The 11,393-nt window shown below is 54.7% G+C and carries 9 protein-coding genes; 5 read left to right on the plus strand and 4 right to left on the minus strand.

Annotation, left to right across the window (positions count from 1 at the left end):
- Nucleotides 1-74: 74 nt before the first annotated feature.
- On the minus strand, nt 75-812 hold the full coding sequence (treR, locus tag VVR27_RS06130) for a trehalose operon repressor (protein ID WP_251380323.1): 738 nt from the start codon (nt 810-812) through the stop codon (nt 75-77).
- 362 nt (nt 813-1,174) lie between these two features.
- Complete coding sequence (locus tag VVR27_RS06135; RefSeq protein WP_345446445.1) at nt 1,175-2,374, minus strand: cobalamin-independent methionine synthase II family protein; 1,200 nt, start codon at nt 2,372-2,374, stop codon at nt 1,175-1,177.
- A 258-nt stretch (nt 2,375-2,632) separates the two neighbouring features.
- Here VVR27_RS06135 and VVR27_RS06140 point away from each other — a divergent pair, with 258 nt between their 5' ends.
- The 3 genes from VVR27_RS06140 (at nt 2,633) to VVR27_RS06150 (ending at nt 7,326) form a co-directional block, all read left to right on the plus strand.
- Nucleotides 2,633-3,457, plus strand: coding sequence for a MerR family transcriptional regulator (locus tag VVR27_RS06140; protein WP_368547579.1), 825 nt, complete (start codon nt 2,633-2,635; stop codon nt 3,455-3,457).
- A gap of 184 nt (nt 3,458-3,641) precedes the next feature.
- Nucleotides 3,642-5,486 carry a dihydroxy-acid dehydratase gene (gene ilvD / locus VVR27_RS06145; protein WP_368547580.1) on the plus strand — a complete coding sequence of 615 codons (1,845 nt, stop codon included), beginning with the start codon at nt 3,642-3,644 and terminating at the stop codon, nt 5,484-5,486.
- Nucleotides 5,487-5,757: 271 nt separating this feature from the next.
- Entirely contained in the window at nt 5,758-7,326 is a 1,569-nt protein-coding gene (locus tag VVR27_RS06150; RefSeq protein ID WP_251380320.1) for an amino acid permease, read from the plus strand.
- Nucleotides 7,327-7,402: 76 nt separating this feature from the next.
- Here the strand turns inward: VVR27_RS06150 and VVR27_RS06155 are convergent, their stop codons facing one another.
- Nucleotides 7,403-7,834 (minus strand): Lrp/AsnC family transcriptional regulator, encoded by a 432-nt coding sequence (locus VVR27_RS06155; RefSeq protein ID WP_251380319.1) that lies wholly within the window; start codon nt 7,832-7,834, stop codon nt 7,403-7,405.
- Nucleotides 7,835-7,987: 153 nt separating this feature from the next.
- On the opposite strand from VVR27_RS06155, the gene VVR27_RS06160 reads away from it, so the two are divergent.
- Nucleotides 7,988-9,016 (plus strand): ornithine cyclodeaminase, encoded by a 1,029-nt coding sequence (locus VVR27_RS06160; RefSeq protein ID WP_346923900.1) that lies wholly within the window; start codon nt 7,988-7,990, stop codon nt 9,014-9,016.
- A 233-nt stretch (nt 9,017-9,249) separates the two neighbouring features.
- Nucleotides 9,250-10,446 (plus strand): RNase H family protein, encoded by a 1,197-nt coding sequence (locus VVR27_RS06165; protein ID WP_251380317.1) that lies wholly within the window; start codon nt 9,250-9,252, stop codon nt 10,444-10,446.
- Nucleotides 10,447-10,517: 71 nt separating this feature from the next.
- Here VVR27_RS06165 and VVR27_RS06170 read toward each other — a convergent pair whose 3' ends face one another.
- Nucleotides 10,518-11,393 (minus strand): prenyltransferase, encoded by an 876-nt coding sequence (locus VVR27_RS06170; protein WP_368547581.1) that lies wholly within the window; start codon nt 11,391-11,393, stop codon nt 10,518-10,520.

The following is an 11,393-nucleotide window of genomic DNA, read 5'->3' on the forward strand; positions in this document are numbered from 1 at the left end:
CGTGCCACTTGGGCAAGCTTTAATCTTACCTGTTAGACAGGTGCGGAGCTAGGCGATAAAAAGTTCCCGGCACTTTATTCGGATTCAGGAATGTTTTGACGGCGATGGGCAAAATCTAGATAGCGGAACTTGTCCGCTCTATGCCGTGAGATGGTGTACTGAAAAGCTGTGCCATCTTCTAATACGGTAATTGAGGTAGTAACAGCTACATATTCGCCAGCGTGCAAATTAAGGTATTTGGCATCGTTGGGGGTGGCCGGTTCCACTGTAATTTGCTTAGCAGATGAAGTGATGCTGAGGTTTAGCTCCTCTTCAAAATATTGGTAGAGGGAGTTCTCTGCTGCACGCTGGGGGATGATGGGAGCCACGCTTTTCGCAATGTAGTCATAATCGATGATTGCAGGGATCCCGTCCATATGACGTACGCGAATGATATGGGTCACGGGGATGGAGGTGACCTCTTCTTTGACTGCTAGGGGCTGAAAAGGCACGGGAGGGAGTATGCCTTCTTCAATGGAGATGAGTTCAGTATGAGCGGTTTTGCTGGCAGATTCAGCAAATTCCTTGTAACTGACGAGGGAGGATACTGGGATGGAGTAGCGTTTGTGGTCTACTACCAGTGAGCCTTTCCCCATAATGCGCTGAATGTAGCCACGGTCAGTCAAGATGGCTAGGGCCTTGCGCGCTGTTTCCCTAGACACAGCGTACTTTTCGGTCAACATTTTTTCACTGGGTAGAAGGTCGCCAACCTTGTATTTACCTTCATCGATATCACGAGCAAGGTCATGATAGATGCGTTCGAACTTTCCCATGGGGCTCCCCTAAGCGAATGATTTATGTGCAGAAAATGCAAGAGGTGAGAGATTGTTTCACAATTCCTGGTGCATTTTTAATATTTTAGGGGTTGGATGTTGGGTGGGCGCGAGACTCGCTGAATCAATGGAGTATCTGCGATAGTCATGGACCTGTAGTTTGTTTTTATCTGGTGCTGCGAACTACATTCGTTGGTCATGGAAAACTGCGGTCATATTTTAAAAAATCTTATATGCACCCCGGGTCTGCAGGAGGAGCGTGGCGTCAAGTAAGCCTTCTGGCAGGTGCTACTTAACTGGCAGGGTGGCTAGAGCCCAAGCCCTAGCCACCCTGCCAGTTCAGTGAGTAAGCGTCTGCGTCTTTAGAAGAGACGCTGGGACGCTAATGCGGCCCCCTGAGATAGGGATGCCAGTTTAGCTACAGCGATTTCTGGGTGAATGCGTCCGCCCAAGCCGCAGTCGGTAGAAGCAACCACATTTTCTTTGCCCACCACCGAGGCGAACTGCTCGATGCGCTGAGCTACCAGCTCGGGGTGTTCCACCACGTTGGTAGAGTGCGAAACAACGCCGGGCACAATGTACTTGCCCTCCGGCAGTTCTAGGTTTTCCCAGACCTTCCATTCGTGGGCGTGACGCACGTTGGCTGCCTCAAAGGTGTAGCCTTGCGCATCGATAGAGAGCATGGTCTTGGCGATGTGTTTGAATTCCAGGTCGGTGGTGTGGGGGCCGTGCCAGGAACCCCAGCAAAGGTGGAAGCGGGTGAGCTCGGTAGGAATGTCTTCTAAGGCGTAGTTGAGCGCGTCCACTGAGTCCTGAATAAAGGCGAGGTAATCACTGACGCTGGGTTCGGGGTTGATCTGATCCCAGCCCTCTGCGATGGAGGGATCATCAATCTGCAGGGTGAGCCCGGCGTCCGTAATTGCCTTGTACTCCTGCTTGAGGACGTCTGCCCAGGCGAAGAGGAAGTCGCGGTCGGTGGCGTAGTGCTTGTTGCCAACGCGGGCTGCAGATCCGGGGGAAAGAGCTGCGATAAAACCTGAGTGCGCCCCGCTACCCTTGAGCGCGCCGGTGAGGTTGCGGACATCGCTGGCGACGTCCTCCTGCCCGATGTAGCTGATAGCGCTAGTGGCGGCAGGAAAGGCATCCACGACTTTGAGATCAACGTCTACCACCTCGTCGTAGGCGCTGAGGAAAGCAGCTCGATCACGGCGGTCAGCAAAACTGGTGTAGCGCAGGTCCCCGGGGGTGGAGCGCACAACTTCAAACGCCGGGTTATCCTCCGTTAGCTCTAGCCCACCGGTGCGGGCAAAGCTATAGGTCCACCAGGCACCGTAATCCACGGTATTTGTCATGGCGTGGCCGTATTCGCCGTCGTTCACAATATCGATGCCCAGCTCTACCTGCTGTGCAACAATTGCGTGGACCTCTTCAGTAAGAATCTGCTGGAAGTCAGCTTCGGACAGGTCACCTGCCTGGCGGCGGGCGTTTGCCTCACGCAAGCGGTCGGTGCGCGGCAGGGAGCCGACGTGGGTGGTCAAAATACGGTCTGTGTTGATGGGCATTGCTGCTCCTTGGGTTGATCCTACGGCTGTAGCGGCGCTTAACAGTGTGGAAGTGCCGTATTTCTAGCTAACCTTTTGACCGCCGCCAACCCCAAGCCCTGAAGCTAAGTCCTTCAATATTTCTCTGTGTCAGGTTTGTGACAGGGGACTTACATAAAACATTCTTGTGGCGTGCGTCGTGAGGCGCCACCCTTAAGAGCAAGCCTCCTTAAACGTCTGTATTGACCCTGACATGATGTAAGGGCACATACTGGGGCTATGGCTGAAACCACGAACCTCATGACTATTGGCGAGTTCAGTTCCCTGACACGTCTATCTGTGCGTATGTTGCGGCACTACGACGCTCACGGTGTGCTCGTCCCTGTCCACGTTGATCCCTGGACCGGATACCGCCGCTACGCACCTCACCAGTTGCGGGATGCCGCTGATATTCGGAACCTTCGCGACGTCGGGTTTGGCGTTTCAGCTATTTCAGCTCTTCTCGTTGCCCGCGGTACTCAAACATGGTCAGCTGCGTTGGAACTCCAACGTCAGACCGTTCTTGAAGAGACGCGCGCAGCCCAGGCTCGGCTGGCTCTTATCAACCACCTTATTGAAGGAGAAATCAGCATGGACATCACCATTGAACGGCGCACTATCGACGCCATGACTATTGTCGCCCTACGTGGCGTTATCCCTACCTACTCAGATGAGCACCTGCTTTGGGAACGCATGATGCCGGAGCTAGACCGTCAAGGAATTAAAGCTGGTGCACCCTGCGGGGTGATCGAACACGATAGGGAGTACACCGAGCGTGATGTGGACCAGGAGATTTTTGTTCCTGTCGCGTTAGGAACACAGGTAGCTACTCCACTGATGATTCATGAGCTCCCTGCTCGCGACTGCCTAGTGGCTAGGTTAGTTGGCCCCTATGAAGGCATCACGCAAGCATATAATCTGCTAGCCGAAAGAATCGCCGAGGACGGGCTTGTGCCTATGGGTGGAGGTTCCCTTGAAGCAAAAAACTTCAGCTTCTATCTCACTACTCCGGATGAGGTTCCCGCCGATCAGCTCGTCACTGAGGTGTGTATCCCTCTGGCCTAACCAGGGTAATACCGGGGTGGGTGGCGGGCAACCGTGACCCGCCCCGGGTGCTGCTCATAGAAAAACCCACCACCGTCTAAACTCCACTATCTGAGAACACCTGGGGGCGCATATACCCTCACCGGCGTCCCGGCGTAGACTATATACCCAAAGACGACTACCACCAGTTATCAAGGGGAATACAATGCCTGAACTGCGCTCGCGAACATCAACTCACGGCAGGAACATGGCTGGTGCCCGCGCGCTTTGGCGCGCCACCGGTATGGGCGATGACGACTTCGGCAAGCCCATCATTGCTATTGCCAACTCCTACACCCAGTTCGTGCCTGGCCACGTCCACCTTAAAAACATGGGCGACCTGGTCGCTGGCGCCATTCAAGAAGCTGGCGGCGTCGCCAAAGAATTCAACACCATCGCGGTGGACGACGGCATCGCCATGGGCCATGACGGCATGCTCTACTCCCTACCCTCCCGCGACCTCATCGCGGACTCCGTGGAGTACATGGTCAACGCCCACCGCGCTGACGCCCTGGTTTGCATCTCTAACTGCGACAAAATCACACCCGGCATGTTGCTGGCCGCCATGCGCCTGAACATCCCCACCATCTTCGTCTCCGGTGGTCCCATGGAATCCGGTGAAGGTATTGAGGGCGTTGTTGAGCACCGCCTGGACCTTGTCGATGCCATGTCGATGGCAGTGGATGAGTCCGTCACCGATGAGCAGCTTGCCCAGATCGAAAAGAACGCCTGCCCCACCTGCGGTTCCTGTGCTGGTATGTTCACAGCTAACTCCATGAACTGCCTCAATGAAGCAATTGGTCTTGCCCTGCCCGGCAATGGCACCACCCTAGCAACCCAGATCGCCCGCAAGCAGCTGTTCCTGGACGCCGGCACCTCCATTGTTAATCTGGCAAAGCGCTACTACGAGCAGGACGACGAGAGCGTACTACCCCGCTCCATTGCTACCAAAGAGGCTTTTGAGAACGCTATGGCGCTGGACGTCGCTATGGGCGGCTCCACCAATACTGTGCTGCACATCCTGGCGATTGCTAACGAGGCTGAGGTTGACTTTATCCTTCAGGATATCGACGATATTTCCCGCCGAGTTCCCTGCCTTGCCAAGGTAGCCCCTAACTCCACCAAATACCACATTGAGCACGTGCACCGCGCCGGCGGCATCCCCGCCCTACTGGGTGAGCTCAACCGTGCCGGGATGCTAAAGCAGAACGTTCATTCTGTTCACGCCGACAATTTGGACACCTGGCTGGGGGAGTGGGACGTCCGCTCCGGCACTGCCTCTGAACGTGCCAAGGAACTCTTCCGCGCAGCCCCCGGTGGCGTGCGTACCACCCAGGCTTTCTCAACCGCTAACCAGTACGAATCCCTGGAAACTGACGCCGAGAACGGCTGCATTCGCAGTGTTGAGCACGCCTATACCAAGGACGGTGGGCTGGCGGTTCTGCGCGGCAACATCGCCCTCGATGGTGCGATCATCAAGAGCGCTGGCATTGATGAGGAGCTCTTCCATTTCAAGGGCCGTGCCTTCGTGGTTGAATCTCAGGACGAGGCCGTCTTTGAAATTCTCTCCAAGAACGTTAAAGAGGGCGATATCATCGTCATTCAGTACGAGGGCCCCCGCGGTGGCCCCGGCATGCAGGAAATGCTCTACCCCACCTCCTACCTCAAGGGTCTCGGGCTGGGTAAGACCTGTGCACTGATCACTGACGGCCGTTTCTCCGGTGGTACCTCGGGTATCTCCATTGGCCACGTCTCACCCGAGGCTGCTGCAGGTGGTGCTATCGCCCTGATTGAGACCGGTGACGAGATCGAAATCAACGTGCACGAGCGCCTGTTGCAGGTCAATGTGCCCGATGAAGTGCTAGAAGCCCGCCGTGCTGCCAAGGGCCCCCTGCCTTGGGTACCCACCAAGCCCCGTGAACGTCAGGTGTCTAAAGCTCTGCGTGCCTACGCCATGATGGCGTCCTCAGCCGATAAGGGCGGGGTACGTGTGCTCCCTGAAGGTTACTAAGAGTTTTTACCTCCTAACCCCATAACCTATAGGCCGCCCGCCGTAACGCTCATGTTGCGGCGGGCGTCTTTTATTTTTTGATGGTAGAAAGTGAACCTGCGGTGGGGTGTCGTGTGGGCGGGTACACCTTTACCCGCTCCAAGTCCTGCCAGAAATTATAAGAATGGCCGAGAAATTTAGTGAGACTACTTCCCAAAGTTCTGTCATGAATGTAATCTAGCTAACTATAAACCTGTGACTTGAAACCCTCACTAAGAGAAAAAGGGACGTCATGTCACACAAGACACCACAACAGATTGCGTCTGACGACGCCTTCGCGCACGAGGAAGCTGGTCTACACCAGGGTCTTGGCCGCCGTCAGCTTCAAATGATTGCCATGGGTAGCGCCATCGGCACCGGTCTTTTTTTGGGTGCGGGCTCGCGTCTCGAGTCTGCTGGCCCCTCCCTCTTCATTCTTTACGCTATTTGCGGTTTCTTTGGCTACCTCATTCTGCGTGCCTTGGGTGAGCTTATCGTCCACCGCCCATCATCCGGCTCTTTCGTGTCCTACTCCCGCGAGTTCTACGGTGAGAAAGCGGCCTATGTGTCGGGTTGGCTTTACTGGCTCAACTGGGCAATGACTCTGGTGGCAGATGCCACCGCCGTGGCGATATATATTCTCTGGTTCGGTCAGTACAGCGAGTTTATTGCGGGGCTGGATCAGTGGGTTATTGCCCTCTTCGTGGTTGCCTTTGTGCTCTTCTTCAATATGCTCTCGGTCAAGGTCTTTGGTGAGCTGGAATTCTGGTTCTCCCTCATCAAAATTAGTGCACTGGTCATCTTCATGATCGTGGGTATTTACATGGTTATCTTTGGCACCCCCACCGGCACCCCCACCGGCTTCTCGCTCATTGTGGATAACGGGGGGCTGTTGCCCAACGGCGTGCTACCTGCCCTCATTGTGGTGCAGGGTGTGGTCTTTGCCTATGCCGGTATCGAGTTGGTCGGTACTACCTCTGGCGAAACTCAGGATGCCCGCAGAATCATCCCTCAGGCCATCAACACCGTGATTCTGCGTATCGCTATTTTCTACGTTGGTTCTGTCCTCTTGCTCTGCCTGCTGCTGCCCTACACTGCTTACTCCGCAGGTGTCTCGCCCTTCGTTACCTTCTTTGGTTCTATTGGGGTGGACTACGCGGCTCCTATCATGCAGCTGGTCGTTATTACCGCAGCGCTTTCCTCCCTTAACGCTGGGCTTTACTCCACCGGCCGCATCATGTATTCCATGGCTCAGGCTGGTTCTGCCCCTGCATTTGCCGGCAAACTAACGAAGAGTGGTGTGCCTTTCGGGGGAATCGTGATAACCGCTTTTGTTGCAGTTGCTGGTGTCTTCCTCAACTTTGTAGTTCCCGAGAACGCTTTTGAAATTGTGCTCAACATGGGTGCCCTGGGTACCATGGCGGGCTGGGCAGCTATCACCCTATCCCACATGAAATTCATCAAATTGACTAAGCAAGGCAAGTATGTGCGCCCGGACTACCGTGCCCCCTTCTCACCGGTGAGTGACTGGCTTGTCCTTGTCTTCTTGGCTGCTGTACTTGTACTGATGGCTATTGATTACCCGGTAGGTACCTGGACGCTGGGTACCTTCCTGCTGATGGTCCCCATCCTGATTATTGGCTGGTTCCTGGTCCGTAAGCGAGTCAACGAAATCGCCCGGGTGCGCGAGGGCTACACCGGTGACTTCCCCGTGGTCGCCCACGTCCCTTCGGCTGATGCTTACCTGGAGCGTCAGCGCGGGGCCGTGAACATCCATGAAGATCTCCCTCAGGGGGACTCTGAACAGCGCGACGAACGCTAGCTGGTTACCGTCAAGAAGGGCGGGCACTCGTGAAAGAGTGCCCGCCCTTTTAGCGCGTAGGAAGCTTGGTCATCAGCTACCTGCTAATAGTGCGTAACAGCAGGCTAGATTCGGTGTTGACCACACCCTTGACTGAGCGGATATGGTGCAAGACTCGATCAAAATCCGGTAAATCACGGCAGGCAATTTCAAGGACTAAGTCCCAGTGACCGTTTGTGGTGTGCAGGGCTGTTACCTCGGGAATACCACGCACATCCGCAATGGCTTGGCTGGAGTTCTTGCGTTCAACAATCACCATAGAGATGGCACGTACACCCGGCTCCAGGGCATCTGAAGCGGTACGCACCGTGTAGCCTACGATGATTCCCTCTGTTTCCAGCTGCCCCATCTTCTTGGTCACCGTTGCGCGCGTGACACCCAGTTTCTCAGCGAGCTGCGAAACTGGTGCTCTGCCGTTGGAACGGAGCTCGGTGAGCAGTCGATGTTCTAGGTCGCTTAGTGATCTCATGTACATAATGCTAACTCTGTATATACAATCTGCTCTTCACCCTGCAAAAAATGTACATTTTTGAGGTACCGGTGGTAGGTAAAGCCGGGTATCGTTATCGCAGTCACAGGTTTATGTTTATTTCCGTTCAAACTCAAGGAGGAGTTTTCTAGAATGGTTCAGTTTGTTAACGTCACCAACATGGCTCGTTGGATTCAGCGCGAAAGCGTTGAAAAAATCATTGGTACCATGATTGACTACCTAGAACGCGACTTCAAGCGCTGGGAAAAGTTCGACAAAATTGCTCGCGTCGCCAGCCACACCCCCTTCGGTGTTATCGAGTTGATGCCCACTTCAGACGGTGAAGAGTATTCCTTCAAATACGTCAACGGGCACCCTTCAAACCCTGCTCGCGGCTTCCAGACTGTTACCGCGTACGGCATGCTGGCGGACGTTGATAATGGCTACCCCACCTTCATTTCAGAAATGACTCTGCTGACCGCCCTGCGCACCGCTGCCACCTCAGCTATGGTCGCTAAGAAACTGGCTCGCCCTGACTCGCGCACCATGGCCATGATTGGTACCGGCTCTCAGTCTGAGTTCCAGGCACTGGGCTTCCGCGCTGCTATGGGCATTGAAGACCTCGTCATCTTTGACACCGACCCCGAAGCGATGGATAAGTTCCGCCGTAACATGGAGCCCCTGGGCTTCCGCATCCGCCTTACATCCTCAGTGGACGAGGCAGTAGATGGCGCCGATATCATCACCACTTGCACCGCTGATAAAGCGCAGAACACCATCCTGGCCCGCCACCACGTCAAGCCTGGCGTGCACCTTAACGCTGTAGGCGGCGACTGCCCCGGCAAGACCGAGCTGGATGAGCAGATTGTGCGCGACTCTACCGTCTTCGTTGAATTCCCGCCCCAGACCCGTATCGAGGGCGAGATTCAGCAGGTTGAAGAGGACTTTCCCGTGGTGGAGTTCTGGAAGGTTCTAACTGGCGAGGAGCCTGGCCGCCGCTCAGCTGAAGAAATTACTCTCTTCGATTCGGTAGGCTTCGCTATTGCTGACTTTGCCGCCTTGCGATGTGTGCGCGACTTGACCGCCGGCACCGAACTGCAGGACTCCATTGAGCTTATTGCTGACCCTGAGGACCCCAAAGACCTCTTCTCCCTGGTTGGCTCTCTCAAACCCATCAGCTAATAGGGCCCGCTCAACGCTAAGGACGCCCGCCGCAACAGTGACGTTGCGGCGGGCGTCCTTATTTTTTCATGATAGAAAGCCAATCTGCTGTGCGCCCACCTACTGGGCACAACCTGACCTACCCCGTTGCTTTTACTCTGTTCCTCTAGTCTGTTGGCTAATCGTTGATGGGGTGGTATAGCTTTAAAGCGTAAGTAAAACAAAGATAGACACCCCCATTGGAGGTGAATAATGTGGAAATTACACCTGCACAAATCAAAAAGTGCGAGCTGACTTGGGAGCCCCCGGATTATACGAGCTCCTACCCGGCAGGGTTTACTGAGCAGGGCGTAGCCGTTATTGCGGTCATTATGGATCAGGTGCGCGCGGCAGGGGACTGCCATGTTGGGCTGACCACTCTTATTTATGTATCGCGTGAGAACGGTGACCGTGAGGTTATCGAGTGTGAGCCGATTGCTGAATCATTGACACACTCGTTGATGACTCCCTGCGATGAGGTGCATACCGATATGCTGGGTCGCGCTATTGTGGCGGCTATTCAGGCGGTTCCGGCTGAGTACAAGACCAATCTGATGACAGCGGCTGCAGATAAGCATTACCTTAAGCTGCTCTTCCGTAAGCTCCCCGTCTTCAAGAGTTTCTTGGAGTACCGTTCTTTGGATAAGGTGATGAACCCCTATGAGGTTCACTCGCTGGGGGAGATTCACGTGAAGCTTATTGGCACTCAGGCAGGTGAGCTGATGCCGCACCTCATGGACGAAGCCTCACGTCTAGCTCACAACGAGTTGGAGAAGCACACTGCCCCTCTGCCCGTCGAGAAGCTCGTGGAGTACAGTGTCTTTACCGACTGTTCTTTCAGAGCGACCAATAACAAGCGCTACCTTAAGGGTGGGCGTATGGGCATAGGCGGCGTGAGTGAAGACGGCTTCTTCTTTCACTCCCATTACGATGCCACCAATATTATGACCGGTGAGCTTTCTGCCATGCTGGCTGCCTTCAACATCTTTTACCACGGTGGTCGACAGCTGATTATTCACACTGACTCGCTGGGCGCCCTGACCTTTGTGTTGCGGCTAGCTCATAACCGCTGGTGTTATAACCAATGGGTTACTGAAGGCGTGCAGAATCAGCAGGTCATTGATGAGATGCAGAAACTCACTGAGGCAATCCGCGAGCGCCGAGTTCTGGTGAAGCACATTCCTGGGCATTCCGGTCACGGTTTGCAGGAGTCTTCTGATTCGGTCTCTAAGATGCACCGCCACTTCCCGGGGCAGATTGTTGATAAGACCAATGTAGGCGAGTTCAATAAGCGCTGTGAGTCTATAATTACCGCGCTGTCTGGCTGTGAGAAGGCACTGCGCCTGCCCTGCCCTGACTGGGTGCAGATTAAGGCCTCCAGTGTGCACACTAAGAACAGGCTTTGGAAGTAACTGAACCCAAGAAAAGTGAGGACGCCACGCCCGGACTGGGTGCGGCGTCCTGCCATGAGTTTTATGAGGGTTTAGTCTGCGATGAGGTGGATTGCAATGATGAAGAGGGTGAGCAGGAAACCTACGCTGTAGTTAATCCACAGAAAATGGCGCCAGCCTCGATTGGTTTTCATAGAGGTGTCGTCGGTGATGTGTATAAAGGGTGCTGCCATCGCAATGTAGGGAGTGACTAGAACAGCGAGAAGGCTGATGGGCCAGCCCACGAGGAGTAACAAAAGCCCACTGAGGGCCCAGAAGCTTATGGCCAGGCGTACCGTGGTACAGGCACCGAGCGCGGTGGCGATAGAGCTGAGCCCCGCTGTACGGTCTGGGAGGATATCTTGCACTGCCCCAAAAGCATGAGCTGCCATGCCCCAGGCTAAAAAACTCACCATGATGAATATAAGTGAGGCAGACCAGGGGGTGCCAGTCAAGAAGACGGCATATACGGCTGGGCCCACGAAGTGGATGCTAGAAGTCAAAGAGTCTAAAAATGCACGTTCTTTGGTGCGCAAGGGAGGCATGGAATAGCCCACCACATCGAGCATTAGTAAGGCTAAGAAAAGGCCGGCTACTAGCGGTGACACCCACCAAAGATAGAGGAGGAATGGTAGGGAACACAGACCGCAGGCCAGCAAGACTGCCCGGTGACTTTCAGGAGCAAGCAGAGCTCCCTCAACCCCTCCTTTGCGGGGGTTAGCGAGGTCTGAGGCGTAATCGAAGACGTCATTAACCCCGTACATGACCAGATTGTAGGGTACGAGGAAGAAGAAGGTGCCAACCACTAGCGTGAGATCAACGGAACCGGTCAAGAGGTAGTAGGTCAGAGCGAAAGGGTATGCAGTGTTGACCCAACTAATGGGGCGTGAGGCAACGAAGAGCCGCTGGAACAGAGATAATACTGTCAC

Source organism: Rothia sp. LK2492 (assembly GCF_040946345.1).
Classification (GTDB): Bacteria; Actinomycetota; Actinomycetes; order Actinomycetales; family Micrococcaceae; genus Rothia; species Rothia endophytica.

Coding starts and splice junctions, on each gene's coding strand:
- treR (WP_251380323.1), bottom strand. CDS start 812: ATGGGAAAGTTCGAACGCATCTATCATGACCTTGCTCGTGATATCGAT.
- VVR27_RS06135 (WP_345446445.1), bottom strand. CDS start 2,374: ATGCCCATCAACACAGACCGTATTTTGACCACCCACGTCGGCTCCCTG.
- VVR27_RS06140 (WP_368547579.1), top strand. CDS start 2,633: ATGGCTGAAACCACGAACCTCATGACTATTGGCGAGTTCAGTTCCCTG.
- ilvD (WP_368547580.1), top strand. CDS start 3,642: ATGCCTGAACTGCGCTCGCGAACATCAACTCACGGCAGGAACATGGCT.
- VVR27_RS06150 (WP_251380320.1), top strand. CDS start 5,758: ATGTCACACAAGACACCACAACAGATTGCGTCTGACGACGCCTTCGCG.
- VVR27_RS06155 (WP_251380319.1), bottom strand. CDS start 7,834: ATGAGATCACTAAGCGACCTAGAACATCGACTGCTCACCGAGCTCCGT.
- VVR27_RS06160 (WP_346923900.1), top strand. CDS start 7,988: ATGGTTCAGTTTGTTAACGTCACCAACATGGCTCGTTGGATTCAGCGC.